Origin of the sequence: Tsukamurella paurometabola DSM 20162, from assembly GCF_000092225.1 — a bacterium.
Taxonomy (GTDB): Bacteria; Actinomycetota; Actinomycetes; order Mycobacteriales; family Mycobacteriaceae; genus Tsukamurella; species Tsukamurella paurometabola.
Genome location: NC_014158.1, coordinates 4,116,753 through 4,133,705 on the forward strand (window position 1 = coordinate 4,116,753; position 16,953 = coordinate 4,133,705).

A 16,953-nucleotide genomic window follows, 5' to 3' on the forward strand; every position below is an offset into this window, starting at 1 on the left:
GCGCCGGACTCCTCCCCCTGATCCCCGGGGAGTCACCAGAAAGTAGCCTCGACCCATGAGCCCTGCAGCCGATTCCTACACCTCCGGCGTATCGAAGATCTCCACTCCGGCCGGCCCGCGCAACCCCGGGCAGCCCGCGTGGAACCCCCAGCGTTCCTCGGCCATGCCGAACCACCGGTACCGCCCGTTCGCCGACGAGGTCGAACAGATCTCCCTGCCTGATCGCACCTGGCCCGACAACGTCGCCGACACCGCGCCCCTGTGGTGCGCCGTGGACCTGCGCGACGGCAACCAGGCGCTGATCGATCCCATGAGTCCCGCCCGCAAGCGGCGCATGTTCGACCTCCTGGTTCGTATGGGCTACAAGGAGATCGAGGTCGGCTTCCCCTCTGCCAGCCAGACCGACTTCGACTTCGTCCGCGAGATCATCGAAGACGGTGCGATCCCCGACGACGTCACCATCCAGGTATTGGTGCAGTGCCGTGATGAACTGATCGAGCGCACCTTCGAGGCGTGCCAGGGCGCGAAGAACGTGATCGTGCACTTCTACAACTCCACCTCGGTGTTGCAACGCCGCGTGGTCTTCCGCGCCGATAAGGCTGCGATCAAGAAGATCGCCACCGACGCCGCCCACAAGGTGCTGGAGGAACAGAAGAAGTACCCCGACACCGCCTGGCGCTACCAGTACTCCCCCGAGTCGTACACCGGGACCGAGCTCTCCTTCGCCAAGGAGGTCTGCGACGCGGTCACCGAGATCATCGCTCCCACACCGGAGAACCCGATGATCCTGAACCTACCCGCCACCGTCGAGATGGCGACCCCGAACGTGTACGCCGATTCCATCGAGTGGATGAGCCGCAACCTGGATCGACGCGATTCGGTGATCCTGTCGCTGCACCCGCACAACGACCGCGGCGAGGGCGTGGCGGCTGCCGAGCTCGGCTACCTGGCCGGCGCCGACCGCATCGAGGGCTGTCTGTTCGGCAACGGTGAGCGCACCGGCAACGTCTGCCTGGTGACCCTGGGGCTGAACATGTTCAGCCGGGGCATCGATCCGCAGATCAATTTCGCCGACATCGACGAGATCCGCCGCACCGTCGAGTACTGCAATCAGTTGCCGGTACCCGAGCGGCACCCGTACGGCGGCGATCTGGTGTACACCGCGTTCTCCGGTAGCCATCAGGACGCGATCAACAAGGGCCTCGATCAGATGAAGATCGACGCCGACGAGGCCGACAAGGACGTCGACGACATCCTGTGGCAGGTCCCCTACCTGCCGATCGACCCGAAGGATGTGGGTCGCTCCTACGAAGCCGTGATCCGCGTCAACAGCCAGTCCGGCAAGGGCGGTGTCGCCTACATCATGAAGTCCGACCACGGCCTGGCGTTGCCCCGCCGCCTGCAGATCGAGTTCAGTCAGTCGGTGCAGAAGATCACCGATGGCGAGGGCGGCGAGGTGACGCCCAAGGAGATGTGGGATGTGTTCGCCGGCGAGTACATCGATCCGATCCTGCCGCTCGAGCGCATGCGCCAGAAGGTCACCGCCTCGGAGATCGACGGAGCTGTTGACCGTATCGAGGCAGTGGTCAAGGTCGAAGGCAAGGAGCAGGAGATCTCGGGCGAGGGCAACGGCCCGCTCGCGGCCTTCGTCGACGCCATCGGCACCGTGGGCTTCGATGTGCGGGTGCTCGACTACAGCGAGCACGCCCTGTCGGCCGGTGACGACGCGCAGGCCGCTGCCTATGTCGAGGCCATCGTGCGTGTGGGCGACGAGGATCGCACCGTGTGGGGCGTGGGCATCGCACCGTCGATCACCACGGCCTCTCTGCGCGCCGTGGTCTCCGCGGTCAACCGCGCGCACGGCAGCGTACGAGCGAGCCAGGAAGCCGTCGGAGAGGCGTCGACGCGGACCTGGGCTCCGTAAGGTGCTCCGCGATGGGTGAGGATGTCACTCTCACCCATCGCGGGTTGCCCGCGTTCGCGCCGACGTCGGGCGAACAGTACGGGTGCGGACAGCGAGGACGGCACAAGCGATCACGGCCAAGCCGCCGATGATCGTGGACCAGCCGATGTGCTCGCCTAGAAGCAGAGCCGCCCAGGCGATCCCGAAGACGGGTTGTGCCAGCTGGACCTGGCTGACGGTGGTCATGGGGCCGATCGCGAGGCCCCGATACCAGGCGAAGAAGCCGAGGTACATGCTCACTACGCCGAGGTAGACGAAGGCCAGCCAACCGTTCGCAGTCGAGTGCAGCCCGCCCCGGGCGCTGCATGCCGTGAGTACCAGCATCACCGGGAAAGCGACGATCAAGGCCCACGAAATCGTCTGCCAGGCACCGAGTTCCCGCGACAACAAGCCCCCTTCCGCGTAGCCGACGGCCGCGGCCACGACGGCACCGAAGAGCAGCAGGTCAGACAGTTGGAGCGAGCCGATCCCGCCGCCCTGTATCACCGCGAAGGCGACCGCGGCCAGCGCTCCTGCTACAGCCGCTAGCCAGAAGCGCAGAGGTGGGCGCTCACCGCCCCGCCGGACCGCGACCACGGCCGTCGCCACAGGGAGCAATGCGATCACCACGGCGCCGTGCGAGGCCGTGGCCGAGGTGAGGGCGAACGAGGTGAGCACCGGAAAGCCGATCACCACCCCCGAGGCCACCAGCGCGACCCTGATCCATTGCGTGCCGCGCGGCAGGGCCTGCCGGGTGATGATCAGGGCGAAGCCGGCGAGGGCCGCCGCCACCACGGCGCGACCGGCCCCGACGAACAGCGGCGGAAGCCCGCCGCCTGCGACCGCGACGCGGGTGAGCGGGATCGAGAAGGAGAAGGCGATCACGCCGACCAGGCCCCACAGCAGCCCGCCGGACGCTGGCGACGGCGGTATCGGTCGGTACCCGATGAGAGTAGCGCTATCCTGTTGACTCATGTCCAACGATAGCAGCGACGGCCGCTTGGCGACGACGCTTCGCACCTGGATCGAGTCGGCACCGCCCGGTGCACAGCTCCCGTCCACCCGAAGCCTGGTGACGGCACACCAGGTCAGTCCCGTCACGGTGCAGCGCGCCCTGCGTACACTCAGCGCGCAAGGACTGATCGAATCTCGACCCGGTGTAGGAACTTTCGTGCGCAGAGAGCGAGCTACCCGGCCTGTCGATTTCGGTTGGCAGACCGCGGCACTCGGCGTACAGGGGCGGCGCACACCTGGTACGCCCACCGCGCTCCGGCCGAACGACGGCGACGCCATCGCCCTTCAGTCGGGATACCCCGCTCGCGAACTGCTACCCGAACGACTCGTGCGTACTGCCTTCGCCCGAGCGGCGCGCAATGAGGCCTTGCTCGATCGCACGCCCAGCGCGGGGATCGACGGATTGCGCTCCTGGTTCGCCACCGAATTGCAGTCGCTCACACCCGCCCGAGCGGCGCCCGCGGTGGCCCGTGACGTGGTGGTGACTCCCGGCAGCCAGGGCGGCCTCCTCACAGCCTTCCGCGCCCTCGTCGGCGCGGGCCGGCCGCTCCTGATGGAGTCGCCCACCTATTGGGGCGCCATCTTGGCGGCCGAGAGCGCCGCTGTCGACGTGATTCCGGTTCCCAGCGGACCCGACGGCCCTGACCCCGACGTGGTCGAGCGCATCCTCGCCGAGACCGGGGCTCGCGCCTTCTACGCGCAGCCCGCCTTCGCCAGCCCGACCGGCGCGGTGTGGAGTACCGAACGGTCGGAACGCATCCTGGACGCGGTACGCGCCGCCGGGGCATTCCTCATCGAGGACGACTACGCCCGGGATTTCGGGATCGACGCGGAGCCGACGCCGCTGGCCGCCCGCGATGATTCCGGTCATGTCGTGTACATCCGGTCGCTGAGCAAATCGGTAGCGCCGGCGGTCAGGGTGGCGGCGATCATCGCGCGAGGCCCTGCCCGCGACCGGATCCTGGCCGATATCCAGGCCGACGCGATGTACACGAGCGGCGTTCTGCAAACCGTGGCACTCGATGTGATCACGCAGCCTGCGTGGCGCACTCATGTCCGGCGGCTAGGGCGACAACTCGGCGAGCGCCGAGACCTCTTGCTGCGCTCCCTCCGCGACCACGCACCGTCGGTCACGGTGAACCGGGTGCCACGCGGCGGGCTCGCCCTCTGGGCACGACTGCCCGACGACGTGGACCTGGCTGCTCTCGTGGACGAGTGCCGGCGGAACGGGCTCATCGTGGGTTCCGGCGACGAATGGTTCCCCGCCGAACCCACGGGGAATCATCTGCGGCTGGCGTACGCCGGACCTGAGCCCTCCCGGTTCGAGGAGGCGGCGAAGATCCTGGGGGCCGCCCTCACCCGGTGATCACACCGTGGGAGTGAACGCTTCGAACCACACCTGCTCGCGCGGTAATCCTCGTCGTTCCAACTGGTCTGCGAGCCCCGTCATGAACGGCATCGGACCGCACAGGTAGGCGTGGGTATCGGGCTCAACGGTCAGCGCCGAGACGTCGATGCGTCCGCGGTGCTCACCGTCAGAGAGCGGATACCGATCGGGAAGGCCGTCGTACCAGACGTGCAACGTGGCACCGGGAATCCGCTGCACCAGCTCGGACAGTTCGGTGCGGTGCGCGTGTGTCGCCCGCGTGCGGTCGGCGTGCGCCACCGTGACGCACCGCCCCTGCCCCTCCTCGGCGAGGTGGTACAGCATGCCGAGCACGGGCGTGATGCCGATTCCCGCGGAGGCGAGCACCAGCGGTACCGAAGGATCGCTGTCGAGCACGATGTCGCCGAAGGGAGGCGACACTGACAACCGCGTCCCCTCGAAGGCGTACTCGTGCAGGTGCGTCGAGACCTCTCCGTCTCGTCGAACCCCGATCCGCCAGCGACCGGTACCCGCCCCGGAAAGGCTGTACTGCCGAACCTGACGGGCTCCGTCCGGAAGTGGCACTGCTACCGAGATATATTGTCCGGGCGCGAATTCAGGGAGAGGAAAGCCGTCGGGGTCGGCCAGGACGAAGGCCACGGTATGCGGCGATTCCTGCCGGCGCTCGGCCACCTCGACCGTGCGCCACACCGACTCCGGCGCGACCCCGGCACGGCGATACAGTCCGGCTTCGAGGGCGATCAGTTCCTCGGCCAGCTGCCAGTACAACGCGGTCCACGCCTGAGCCACCTCCGCGGTCACGGCCTCGCCGAGCACCTCGGCGATGGCCGCGAACAGGTGCTCGTACACCACCGGATACTGCTCCGGTGCCACACCGAGCGAAGCATGCTTGTTCGCGACCCGTTCGAGCAACGACGATGCATCGACCGAGTCATCGATGACTGCGGTGGCGTACATGGCGATCGACGCCGCCAGTGAGCGTTGTTGCGCACCGACCGCCTGATTACCGCGATTGAACAGATCACGTTCCAGTTCCGGATGGGCGGTGAACAGGCGACGGTAGAAGTTCGGTGTGATCGTGTCGATCGCACCGCCCACGGCGGACAGGGTGTCGCGAATGACGGCGCGGTGCGCTGCGGTGAGCATGACGTTGGTCCTTCGGGCCGGGGACGATACGTCTACGACGCTACGTAGTAGACGAGCTGCGCACCAGGGTCACCTGTCCCGCCGCAACCGGGACGTGCCTACAGAAACTCCGGAGGCACCCGCGTCGCGGGGACCGATCCCGGATCCACCCACCGGTGGCCCGGTCCCATGAACGTATGGACAAAACCGCATGCGGCACAGATCGCACCGTCGGCGGACTTATTGGCCCAGTCGAATCCGAACATCGTGGCACCGGTTGTGTTCATCAGGATCTCGCGCTGCCGGAATCGAGTGCCGCGACATACGAGGCAGCTTAAGTACGCGCCTGACGACTCGATGAGGACCAGCACAGGACTACCGCTGCAATCCGTGCCGCTTGGCGACGATCTTCGAGACCACCTCGACCGGTACCAATCGCTTGAGCAGGAAGACCAACGGAGCGTTGCTGCCGACGGCGTAGAACTCACGGGGCGGATCGGCCTCGATCGCGTTGACGATCACCTCGGCCACCTGCTTCGGGGTGATGCCGGCCCGCTCATTACGGTCGAGATTGTCGATCATGGTGTCGAAATCGCTGCGATACACCGAATCGTCTGCAACGTACTTGGTGCGGCGCTCGCCGATACCGGTGGCGATCGATCCCGGCTCCACGGTGGTGACCCACACACCGAATGGGGACAGTTCTTGGCGTGCGGCGCAGGCGAAGCCCTTCAGCGCGGCCTTCGCGGCTACGTAGGAGCCGCGGAACGCGAGCGGAAAGCTTGCGAGCATGGAGCCCACCATGATCACCCTGCCGTAGCCGCGCTCACGCATTCCCGGGAGCAGCGGCTGAGTCAGCTGAACGGCGCCGAAGACATTGGTCTGGAACAGGCGATCGACCGCATCGGCGGGCAATTCCTCCAGCGGACCGGACTGACTCTCACCGGCGTTGTTCACCACGATGTCGACATCGCCCGCAGCCTGTGCGCAGGCGGCGACCGAATCGCGGTCGGCCAGATCGAGCGCCAAGTATTCGACACCCGGCAGTCGCTTGTCGGCGGCGATGGTGTCCGGGTTCCGACTGGTGCCGATGACTCGGTACCCCTTCTGCACCAGCAGTTTCGCTACCTCCAACCCGATACCCGACGATGCTCCGGTCACCAGTGCGGTGCGTGCGTTCATGCCTTCTGTCCTTCCGTCGGATCGCCGATCGCTGCGGCGGCGGCGCGTCCGGCCGTCATTCCCGAGAATATGCACCCGCCGAGGAAGGTGCCCTCCAAGGCGTTGTAGCCGTGCACTCCGCCGCCGCCGAAGCCCGCTACCTCCCCCGCGGCGTACAGGCCGGGGACGGGCGCACCGTCGGCACCGAGAACGCGGGCCGAAAGGTCCGTTTCAAGACCACCGAGGGTCTTGCGGGAGAGGATGTTCAGTCGCACGGCGATGAGCGGTCCATGCTCGGGATCGAGAATCCGATGCGGTTTGGCGACGCGCACCACCTTGTCGCCCAGGTAATTCCGCGCATTGTGCACGGCCTGCAGCTGGGCGTCCTTACTGAACCCGTTGGCCACCTCGCGATCGCGGGCCACGATCTGCTCGCGCAAGCGCCCCACGTCGATATGCCCGCCGCGACCGATCCGGTTCATTCCGGCGACCAGTTCGTCCAGCGTGTCGGCCACGATGAAGTCCTCGCCGTGCTGCTTGAAGGCTTCGACCGGGCCGGGTGCGCCCTTGGATTTCACCCGTCCCAGGGCGAGCTTGAGGTCCTTCTCGGTGATGTCGGGATTCTGCTCGGAACCGGAGAGCGCGAACTCCTTCTCGATGATGGTCTCGGTGAGCACGAACCACGAGTAGTCGAAGCCGGTCTCGAGGATCGCCTTCATCGTCGAGTTGGTATCGAAGCCGGGGAAGTTGGGCGCGGCGAAGCGGTTGCCGTTGGCGTCGAACCACAGCGACGAGGGTCCCGGGATGATCCGGATGGCGTGCTGCGGCCAGATCGGGTCCCAGTTGTGGATGCCCTCGGTGTAGGCCCAGACCCGGTCCCGATTGACGATGTTCGCGCCGGCCGCTTCCGAGATGTCCAGCATCCGGCCATCGACATGCGCTGGGACGCCGGCGATCATGTGCTGCGGGAAAGCGCCGAGACGCTCAGTGGGCCAGTACTTCTTCATCAGGTCGAAGTTGTGGCCGATGCCACCGGAGGTGACCAGCACCGCCGGGGCACGGTACTCGAAATCACCCACCACGTCCCGGTTCGAGGCGACGCCGCGCTCCAGATCGGTCTCGGCGAGGAGGGCACCGCGCACGCCGGTCACCGCACCGTCGTCCTCGCGCAGCAGCTCGTCCACCCGGTGCCGGAAGGCGAATCGGATGAGGCCGTGCGCTTCGGCCCGCTCGACGGGCTCGCGGAATACGCGGACCACCTCGGGCCCGGTGCCCCAGGTGAGGTGGAAGCGGGGCACCGAGTTGCCGTGGCCATCGGCCGCGCCGCCGCCCCGTTCGGCCCACCCGACCACGGGGGTGAAGCCGAGGCCCAGCCTGCGGAGGTAGTCCCGCTTGCGGTGGGTCGCGAAGTCGACGTACGCGCGGGCCCATTGCCTGGGCCAGTGGTCCTGATCGTCGCGATCGAATCCGGCGGAGCCGAACCAATCCTGCAGTGCCAGTTCCTTCGAGTCCTTGATGCCGAGGCGGCGCTGCTCGGGTGAATCGACCAGGAACAGGCCGCCGAGGCTCCAGAAGGCCTGGCCCCCGAGGTTGTTGCGGTTCTCCTGGTCGAGGATCAGCACTCGTCGGCCGGCCCGGGACAGCTCGTACGCGGCGACCAGGCCGGCGAGGCCGGCCCCCACCACGATCGCATCGGGATCGAATCCGTCGGGGCCGGTGTGCTGCGCCTCCATCATGGACCGCCTCTCGATCGATAAATAGACTATACGTTCTAGTTATCGGTATCATGGCACGCACCGATGCCGGGGTCAACGGATTGCGAGGTACCGATGGCGAAGGGCGACAGAACACGGGCGCGCAGCGTCGAGCGCTTCCTGGACGCGGGACTCGCCGTGTTCGCCGAGCGCGGCTTCCACGCCGCCTCGATGGACGAGATCTGCACCCGTGCCGGGCTCTCCCGCGGCGCCTTCTACTCCAACTTCCCGGGTAAGGAGGCCCTGTTCCTCGCACTGTTCGACCGCCACGCCGAACACCAGATCGGCCGCATCGCCGCTGCCATCGACGCGGCACCCACGCTCGACGAGGCGATCGCCAGCGCCGCGCTCGCCGCCGGCGCCGACGATCCGAACGAGCGCCGCTGGTCGCTACTCACCACCGAGTTCACCATCTACGCCGCGCGTGACGACGAGGCCGCGGCCAGGCTCACCGCGCACGACCGCGCCGTGCGAGCCCGGCTCGCCGACGCGATCGCCCGGTTCGATGTGCCACCCGCGGACGCGGAGGCGTTGGCCCGCTTTGCGATCGCGCTCTACGAAGGCGTGATGACGACTCGCCTGGTCGACGGCGATTCGGCCGCTGCACACGGGCTCCTCACCCGGTTCCTCCCGGCCGGCCTGAGCACACTGGCACGCGAACCGCGCTAGCGTGGAGACGGTGCCGAAGCTGTCGAACGATCAGATCATCGGATTCCGCCTGCGCACGCACGGCCTCGCGGAGCGCCTTGCCGAGCGCGAGTTCAGCCGCGCCGCAGGGCGGTGCGGCATCCAGGACAGCCCGCCCGGCTCGGCCCTCCTCGCGCTGCACGCCAGAGTGCGCGGCGTGGCCGTCGACACCCTCGATGAGGCTCTCGAATCGCGAGAGCTGCTGCGCACCTGGTGCATGCGTGGCGCACCGTTCCTCGTGCCCACCGCCGAGGCGGCGGTCTTCACCACCGGGGTCCTGCCGCCCACCGAAGACGCAGCGCGGCACCTGATCCAGGGCGTGGGCCCGGCGCTCGACGGGCTCGGCCTCACCCTCGACGAGGCCGTCGACCTCACCGCGAGGCACACCGCCGCGGTACTCAGCGGTCGCAGGCTCGCGATCGCGCAACTCGGCGTAGAGGTCGCCGCCGCGATCGCGCCCGAGCTCGGCGCGGACCAGCGCGAGCGCTGGGAGGCGGAGGGCCCGCACGCGGCCGGCCAACCGCTGGGCGAGGCCGTGGTGCACTTCTGCGTTCGCGTCCTCGCCCTGCGCGGCCAGGTCTGTTTCGCACCCCGCGACGGCAATACCGCGCCCTTCGCCCTCACCGACGACTGGCTCCCGGCTCCGATCCCCGCGCGCACACCCGAGGACGCGCGCGCCGGCCTCTTCCGCCGGTTCCTCCGCTGTTACGGTCCCACCACGCGTGCGGATTTCGCAGCGTGGATCGGCGTTCGTGCCGCCGACGTGGACCCGTGGTGGGACACACTCGCAGACCAGCTCGAACGCGTCGACACCGAGGGCGCTCGCGCCTGGGCACACGCCGACGACCTCACCGAGCTCCGCGAGACCTCGCTCCCCACGGGCGTGCGCCTCCTTCCGCCGCGGGACCCGTACACGCAGGCGCGCGACCGCGCGGTGATCCTCGCGCCGGAGCACCACCGCGCCGTCTGGAAGCCGGTCGGCGAGCCCGGAACGGTCCTGCTCGACGGGCGCATCGTCGGGCTCTGGCGCCCACGCAAGCGGAGCGATCATCTCACGCTCACCGTCACACCGTTCACGCCTCTCTCCGCGTCCGACCGCGCCTCCGTGAGCGTCGAAGCGGAGGCGGTCGGCGCACTCCGCGGCGCCACGTCCACGGTGGTCGCGTTCGACTCCTAACGTGCAGGTGCGCCGATCCCGATTCGGCGCGCGTAGTGAGACTTCGGCAGCCGCGGACCGTCGGACGTCCCGAGCCGCTCCCGCAGCGTCGACGGTCCCCGGACCGGATCGTCGAGCAGTCCGCGGCGCCGCAGCTCGGGCACGAGGTGTTCGGCGATATCGGCGAAAGTAGCGGGCATCGTGACGTACATGAAGTTGAAGCCGTCGACATCGGCCTCGTCCTGCCACCGCTGCAACTGATCCGCGACGGTCGCCGCCGACCCCGCCAGCACCGGACCGCGCCCTCCGATGCTCACGAAACGAGCGAGTTCACCGACCGTCCACTCGTGGTCAGCGTCGCGGGTGAAGGCATCGAGCGCGGACCGGTTGGCATCGGTACTCACGTGCACCAACGGCGCATCGGGGGGAATGCCCGCGAGATCGACGCCGGTCCAGCCGCCGAACAGAGCGAGCGCACCGGATTCACTGGCGGAGTGTCGATATTCGCTGAGCGCTTCCTCCGCTTCCTCGTCAGTGGCACGAACGACGGCGGTGAGGCCCGCGATGATCCGCACCGACCGCGGGTCGCGGCCCGCCGCCTCCGCCTCGGCGCGGACCGCGGCCACCGTCGACCGGACCGCGGCGGGTGTAGGGCCGATCACGAAGACGGCCTCGGCATGCCGACCTGCGAACCGTCTGCCTCGCGGCGAGGATCCGGCCTGGAAGATCACGGGTGTGCGCTGCGGCGACGGCTCGCACAGGAATGCGCCCGGAACGGTGAAATACTCTCCATGGTGATCGATATCGCGCACCTGATCAGGTCGGGCGTAGACACCGGTGGCGCGATCGGCGACCACGGCGGCGTCGGTCCACGAGTGCTCCCACAGCTTGTAGCAGACCTCGAGGTACTCGTCGGCGATGTCGTAGCGCTGATCGTGCGGGATCTGCGCCGTGAAACCCAGGTTCTTCGCCGCGGAGTCCAGATAGCCAGTGACCACGTTCCACCCGATCCGTCCCCGGGTGAGGTGGTCGAGCGTAGTCATTCGGCGCGCCAGGGCGTACGGCTGCTCGTACGTGGTCGAGACCGTGACGCCGAAGCCCAGGTTCCGAGTGGCGGCGGCCATGGCGGAGATCGCCAGGATCGGATCGTTCACCGGGACTTGCAGAGCGGAGCGCACCGCCTCGTCGCGGGTACCCCCGTACACGTCATAGGTGCCCAGGACATCGGCGAGGAAGAGCGCGTGAAATCCGGCGTCGTCGAGCAGCCGGGCAAGTGAGATCCAGTGATCGAGCTCGGTGTAGTGGGTGCTCCGGTCTTCGGGGCGGGTCCACAGGCCAGCGGACTGATGCCCGACGCAGGCCATGGCGAACGCGCTGAGCAGCAACGGCCGGCTCATGCGAGCGCCTCCGCCGCGGGACGCTGCGGCGCGACGGTCGGCCGCACCGGCCGGGTCTCCGGCGCGAGGTACACGCCGATACCCGAGACCACCGCGAGCGCGGAGACGAATCCTGCTACCAGCCATGGTGTCCCGCCCCCGGCAGTGAGCAACGCCGCCGCGACGAGCGGGGTGAGCCCGCCGCCGAGCACGGCGCCCACCGCGTACCCGATCGACGCACCGCTGTAGCGGACGTCGATGGGGAACAGCTCAGCGAAGAAGGCGCCCTGAGCGCCGTACTGACTGTCGTGACCGATGTTGATGCCGATCACGAAGGCCACCACGATCAGCACGGCGGAACCGGTCCCGATCAGCGCGAAGGCCGGGGCGGTGAACACCGCGGTGACGATCGCGCCGAACAGATACACGGGCCTACGCCCGAGGCGGTCGGAGAGTGCTCCCCATAGCGGGGTCGCCGCGAGCCCGGTCACCGAGGCGACGAGCGTGGCCACCAGACCGATCGGGGCACCGTCGGAGCGCACCTCGCCGACGATGTAGGTGAGCATGAACACGGTGTAGAGCGTGTACACCGAGTTCTGGCCGATGCGCATCAACACAGTCAGTCCCACGGTGCGTCGATGGCGCCGCAACACCTCGCGCACCGGCGATCGGTGAACCGCGCCGGTAGACCGCAGTTCCTCGAATTCTGCCGAATCCCGCACCGACAGTCGCACCACCAGACCGACGATCACAAGAACGGCACTGAGCAGGAAAGGGATCCGCCATCCCCACGCGGTGAACGCGGCGCCGCCGAGCACAGTGTGCACAACCGTGTAGATGGACGTGGCCAGGATCATCCCGGCGGCGGAGCCCGCCTGCGGTAGGGCGCCGAAGAGACCACGACGATCCGTGGGAGCGTGTTCGACGGCAAGGAGAACCGCTCCACCCCACTCGATTCCGGCCGACAACCCCTGAAGCAGCCGCAACGCAGTGAGCAGGATCGGGGCTGCGACTCCGATGGCGGCGTAGCCGGGTAGCAGACCGATCGCACTGGTAGCCAATCCCATCAGCACGAGGGAGGCGACCAGCACACGCTTGCGGCCGATCCGATCGCCGAGGTGTCCGGCGATCGCGCCTCCCAGTGGGCGGGCGAGGAATCCGACCGCGTACGTGGCGAAGGCGGCCAGGACTCCCCCCGCCGCTGATGCGGTGGGGAAGAACAGCGGCCCCAGGATCAACGCGGAAGCCGTTCCATAGAGATAGAAGTCGTACCATTCGACCGATGTCCCGACGAAGGAGGCGATTGCCACCCGTCGTCGTTCGGCCCTCGCCCCATGCGCAGTCACACCGGGACGATCCCAGCCCGTTCAGGTCCAGTCGAGCGTTGGAATCTGCCTGATGCCAGCACCGTCCGCATGGACCGCTGCCACCTCGTCATCGAGCGCACGGAGCACGGCGGCCACCGCGGGTCGCCGCTCGGCACCCGGCCGGGTCGCCACCTCGAGGATGCGGGCGGCGAGAACGCCCGCGATCTCCAATCCGCGCACGCCGGGATGGGTGACCGCATGCCGGGCCACAAGGGCTACTCCGAGACCCGCCGCGACCATCGCCTGAATGGTGTGGAAATCGTTGATCCGCTGCACGATCCGCGGCTGCACACCGGTGATCGTCGCCAAGGAGCGCAACACGTCGTCGACCGGGAAGCCGTCGCGCACACTGATCCAGTCGAGATCTTTGAGCTGTTCCGCGGCGACGCGCCCAGCCGCCGCGAGCGGATGGTCCATCGGCACGACGAGGTCGATCGGCTCGCGCATGAGAACGCGGGAGGCGATGCGGGGACCGCCCAGCGCGGGGGCGCGCTCGTCGCGGTGCGCCACCACGACATCGGCGTCCGCCAGCATCGCGGGCAACTCGGTGCCGGGGAGGTCGGCGTCGGCGGCGGTCACCTGCACGCCCGCCCCGGTGGTGCGGCGCAGCACGCCGGGGAGCAGCAGTTCGGCCGCCGACGGGAACAGGGTCAGGCGCACGACACCGGTGGGCGTGGAGCGGTAGCGGTCCATCTCGGCGCGAGCACGTTCGAGTTCGCCGAGCACGGATTCGGCCCGCACCACCAGAGCGAGCCCCGCATCGGTCAGGCGTACCCGCCGGCCGTCGGGTTCCAGCAAGTCGACGCCTGCCTCCCGGGCCAGCACCTTGAGCTGCTGCGAGACCGCAGACGGCGTCATATCCAGCGCTCGCGCGGTGGCCGCGACGGTGCCACGATCGGCGAGTTCGCGCAGGATCCGCAGGCGGTGGACGTCCATGCCGATCAGGCTACGTCAGTGAAGTGAAGCTACACACTTCATGCAGAAGTATTCGATTGTTCTGAGGATTCAATCCCGGAAGACTTTCCTGTCATGAGCCCCCGTCACCGCCTCGTCGCCCTCACCGTCGTCGTGCTCTGGGGACTGAACTTCCTGGCCATCCGGTACGGACTCGACTACTTCCCGCCGTTCTTCCTCGGCGCACTGCGGTTCCTGGTGATAGCGATCCCGGTCGTGCTGTTCGTACCCCGGCCGGACGTACCCACTCGCTGGTTGGTCCTGTACGGCGTGGGATTCGGGACGCTGCAGTTCGCATTCCTGTTCTTGGCCATGCACCTCGGGATGCCCACCGGTCTCGCCTCGCTGGTGCTGCAGTCCTCGGCACCGTTCACGGTGCTGCTCGGCGCGCTGCTGCTCCGGGAGAAGCTCAGTACCCGGCAGGTCGCCGGGATCGCCATCGCCGTCACCGGCATGGGCCTGATCGTGGCCGATCGGGCCGGACACGGCGCCGCTACCGGCGTGGTGCCCGTGCTGCTCACGCTGGCCGCGGGGCTCGGCTGGGCCTTCGGCAATCTGGGGAGCCGCCTCGCGCGCGCCGAGCAGCCGATGCGGCTGACACTCTGGATGGCCGTGGTGCCGCCGATCCCGATGCTGTTGCTCAGCGCCGTGATCGAGGGGCCCACCACCGGCTGGAACCTGCTGGCGCACAGCTTCGGCAGCGAGGCAGGCCTCAAGGCCCTCGGCGGGCTCGCCTACATCGTGCTGCTCGGCACCATCGCCGGTTCGGGTCTGTGGACCTGGCTCATGGCGCGCTACCCGTCGTCGACGGTCGCGCCGGTCTCGCTGATGGTGCCGGTGGTGGGCATCGCGGCCAGCTCGCTGTTCCTGGGCGAGCATCCTTCGGCCCTCGCCCTGGTGGGCGCCGCGGTGGTGATCACCGGCTGTCTCGCGGGGATGATGCAGCGTGCACCGAAACCGGCGCCATCGCCCGGTCGGGAGCCGGTCGTCGCCTGAACCCGCCTACCGCTGTGCGATGAGCGCGATGGTCGACGCGCCGAGCTCGACATCCCGGTCGCCGATCACGCCGGCGAGCGCCGACCGCAGTGCGGCCTTCCGATCGTCGGGCAGCGTGGAATGGGCCGAGTAGGTGAAGATCAGGTCCAGCCACCGCTCAGCGGTCTGAGTCTCGGTCCACGCGTCCTCGCGGGTTCGCACCGTGAAGCCCGCATCGGTGAACCGGTTCCCGAGCTCCGCAAGCGCGAATTCGGCCTGCGTCGGATCGGCGCTCACGGCGTCGACATTGATGTAGTCCGCGCTCGCCGCCCGGAGCTCGGCGTTCGACGGGGTGGTCGGCCGCAGCTTGTTCCACAGCAGCGCCACCCTGCCGCCGGGGTTCAGGAGGCCGGCCAGTCGGGGCACCGCGATGTCTGCGTCCACCCAATGCCAGGACTGGCCGAAGGTGACCAGATCGTACGTACGGCCGGCGGCGTCCCAGTCTTCGAAGGTCGCCACCTCCGCAGGCACCCCGGAACCGCGAGCCACCTCCGCCATCGCGGCGTCGGGCTCCACGACCAGCACGTCGAGGCCCCGGTCGCGCAGTTGCCGGGACAGAATGCCCGTACCAGCCCCCACGTCGACGGCGGTCGCGGCGCCCGCGCTGATCGCGTCGACCGTGACATCGGCGTAGCGCGGCCTCAATCGGTCGTAGGCGTCGGCGATGGCGCCGAACGACAGGGCGCGGTGACGATCCTCGTGGAGTTCAGCCATGAACCCAGCGTAGGGGCAGGTGGCCTATCCTGGACCGCATGCCCGGACTCCCCCTCCGCGCCCGCACGGCGCTGTTCGCCGCCCGTTCCGCAGCCTGGGCGTCGCAGCGCGCCGGCCGCGGCAAGGGCTCGATGATCGGCGGGCTCGTGGCCCTGAAGATCGAGCCCAACCTGATGACCAGCCTCGCGGCGGGCAAGCGCACGGCCGTGATCACCGGCACGAACGGCAAGTCGACCACCACCCGGATGACGGCGACCGCGCTCGGGACGCTCGGCGCCGAGGTCGCGACCCAGGCCGACGGCGCGAATATGGACGCCGGCATCGTCGCCGCGCTGACCGCCCACCTCACGGCACCGCTCGCGGCCCTGGAGGTGGACGAGCTGCACGTACCGCACGTCCTCGACGCGGTGCAGGCCGAGACGCTCGTGCTGTTGAACCTCTCGCGCGATCAGCTCGACCGGGTGGGTGAGATCAACGCCATCGAACGCAAGATCCGCGCCGCGGTCGATGCGCACCCCGCCTTGACCGTGGTCGCCAACTGCGACGACGTGCTGGTCGCCTCGGTGGCGTACGACGCGAAAGAGGTCGTGTGGGTCGCCGCCGGCGCCGGCTGGACCTCGGACTCCGTCTCCTGTCCGCGCTCGGGTGAGCCGATCGTGCGTGACGGCGAGCATTGGTATTCGACGGGCACCGACTTCTCGCGACCTGCCCCCGACTGGTGGGTCGATGACGAGAACATCTACGGCCCGGATGGTTTCGTCGCTCCGCTCACACTGAAGTTGCCCGGTCGGGCGAACCGCGGCAATGCCGCGCAGGCCGTCGCGGCCGCCGTCGCGATGGGTGCCGATCCCGCAGCCGCGGTCGCCGCGGTCGGTACGGTGGGCGAGGTGGCCGGCCGCTACTCGACGGTGACCGTGGGCGAGCACACCGTGCGGATGCTGTTGGCCAAGAATCCGGCCGGATGGCAGGAGGCGATGTCGATGATCGACGGCACCGCGGAGGGACTGGTGATCGCGGTGAACGGTCAGGTCCCCGACGGCGAGGACCTTTCCTGGCTTTGGGATGTGCAGTTCGAGCGGTTCGAGAACGGCAAGGTGGTCGCCTCGGGCGAACGCGGTGCCGATCTGGCGGTACGGCTCACCTACGCCGGGGCCGAGCACTCGCTGGTGGCCGATCCGGTGGCGGCGATCGCATCGTGCCCACCCGGACGAGTGGAGGTGCTGGCGAACTACACCGCCTTCCGTGATCTGAATACGGCACTGGAGGGCCGCGCCTGATGAT

14 protein-coding genes are annotated in these 16,953 nt (G+C 68.6%); 6 read left to right on the plus strand and 8 right to left on the minus strand.

All coding sequences use genetic code 11. From position 1 onward, the window contains the following. The first annotated feature begins 55 nt into the window (after positions 1–55). Positions 56–1,924 carry a 2-isopropylmalate synthase gene (gene leuA, locus TPAU_RS19940; RefSeq protein WP_013128550.1) on the plus strand — a complete coding sequence of 623 codons (1,869 nt, stop codon included), beginning with the start codon at positions 56–58 and terminating at the stop codon, positions 1,922–1,924. Positions 1,925–1,954: 30 nt separating this feature from the next. Here leuA and TPAU_RS19945 read toward each other — a convergent pair whose 3' ends face one another. Beyond that, positions 1,955–2,917 (minus strand): DMT family transporter, encoded by a 963-nt coding sequence (locus TPAU_RS19945; protein ID WP_049825906.1) that lies wholly within the window; start codon positions 2,915–2,917, stop codon positions 1,955–1,957. Here TPAU_RS19945 and TPAU_RS19950 point away from each other — a divergent pair. Further along, positions 2,916–4,322, plus strand: coding sequence for an aminotransferase-like domain-containing protein (locus TPAU_RS19950; protein WP_013128552.1), 1,407 nt, complete (start codon positions 2,916–2,918; stop codon positions 4,320–4,322). The genes TPAU_RS19945 and TPAU_RS19950 overlap by 2 nt on opposite strands. Here TPAU_RS19950 and TPAU_RS19955 read toward each other — a convergent pair whose 3' ends face one another. The 3 genes from TPAU_RS19955 to TPAU_RS19970 form a co-directional block, all read right to left on the minus strand. Then, the gene (locus tag TPAU_RS19955) at positions 4,323–5,489 is read right to left on the minus strand and encodes a globin domain-containing protein (RefSeq protein WP_013128553.1); all 1,167 of its coding nucleotides are present in this window, start codon (positions 5,487–5,489) and stop codon (positions 4,323–4,325) included. A gap of 354 nt (positions 5,490–5,843) precedes the next feature. Further along, positions 5,844–6,650: an SDR family oxidoreductase gene (locus TPAU_RS19965; RefSeq protein ID WP_013128555.1), complete on the minus strand. Its 807-nt coding sequence runs from the start codon at positions 6,648–6,650 to the stop codon at positions 5,844–5,846. After that, a complete protein-coding gene (locus TPAU_RS19970; RefSeq protein ID WP_013128556.1) occupies positions 6,647–8,362 on the minus strand; it encodes an FAD-binding dehydrogenase in 1,716 nt (571 codons plus the stop codon). Before TPAU_RS19970 ends, TPAU_RS19965 begins: the two co-directional genes overlap by 4 nt. 96 nt (positions 8,363–8,458) lie before the next feature. Between TPAU_RS19970 and TPAU_RS19975 the strand changes: the two genes are divergently transcribed. Both TPAU_RS19975 and TPAU_RS19980 read left to right on the plus strand, forming a co-directional pair. After that, on the plus strand, positions 8,459–9,052 hold the full coding sequence (locus TPAU_RS19975) for a TetR/AcrR family transcriptional regulator (protein ID WP_013128557.1): 594 nt from the start codon (positions 8,459–8,461) through the stop codon (positions 9,050–9,052). Between the two features lie 10 nt (positions 9,053–9,062). After that, positions 9,063–10,247: a winged helix DNA-binding domain-containing protein gene (locus tag TPAU_RS19980; protein WP_115329962.1), complete on the plus strand. Its 1,185-nt coding sequence runs from the start codon at positions 9,063–9,065 to the stop codon at positions 10,245–10,247. Here TPAU_RS19980 and TPAU_RS19985 read toward each other — a convergent pair. Genes TPAU_RS19985 through TPAU_RS19995 form a run of 3 tightly spaced genes read right to left on the minus strand, consistent with a single transcriptional unit; the run spans position 10,244 to position 13,905 of the window. Continuing rightward, a complete protein-coding gene (locus TPAU_RS19985) occupies positions 10,244–11,623 on the minus strand; it encodes an LLM class flavin-dependent oxidoreductase (protein ID WP_013128559.1) in 1,380 nt (459 codons plus the stop codon). The two genes, TPAU_RS19980 and TPAU_RS19985, sit on opposite strands and share 4 nt — an antisense overlap. Next, complete coding sequence (locus TPAU_RS19990; RefSeq protein ID WP_013128560.1) at positions 11,620–12,912, minus strand: MFS transporter; 1,293 nt, start codon at positions 12,910–12,912, stop codon at positions 11,620–11,622. Before TPAU_RS19990 ends, TPAU_RS19985 begins: the two co-directional genes overlap by 4 nt. 57 nt (positions 12,913–12,969) lie before the next feature. Continuing rightward, positions 12,970–13,905, minus strand: coding sequence for a LysR family transcriptional regulator (locus TPAU_RS19995; protein WP_013128561.1), 936 nt, complete (start codon positions 13,903–13,905; stop codon positions 12,970–12,972). A 93-nt stretch (positions 13,906–13,998) separates the two neighbouring features. Here TPAU_RS19995 and TPAU_RS20000 point away from each other — a divergent pair, with 93 nt between their 5' ends. Further along, entirely contained in the window at positions 13,999–14,919 is a 921-nt protein-coding gene (locus tag TPAU_RS20000) for an EamA family transporter (protein WP_013128562.1), read from the plus strand. 6 nt (positions 14,920–14,925) lie between these two features. Here TPAU_RS20000 and TPAU_RS20005 read toward each other — a convergent pair whose 3' ends face one another. Beyond that, positions 14,926–15,672, minus strand: coding sequence for a class I SAM-dependent methyltransferase (locus TPAU_RS20005; protein WP_013128563.1), 747 nt, complete (start codon positions 15,670–15,672; stop codon positions 14,926–14,928). A gap of 38 nt (positions 15,673–15,710) precedes the next feature. Between TPAU_RS20005 and TPAU_RS20010 the strand changes: the two genes are divergently transcribed. Further along, the gene (locus TPAU_RS20010) at positions 15,711–16,949 is read left to right on the plus strand and encodes a MurT ligase domain-containing protein (protein WP_013128564.1); all 1,239 of its coding nucleotides are present in this window, start codon (positions 15,711–15,713) and stop codon (positions 16,947–16,949) included. Positions 16,950–16,953: the final 4 nt, after the last annotated feature.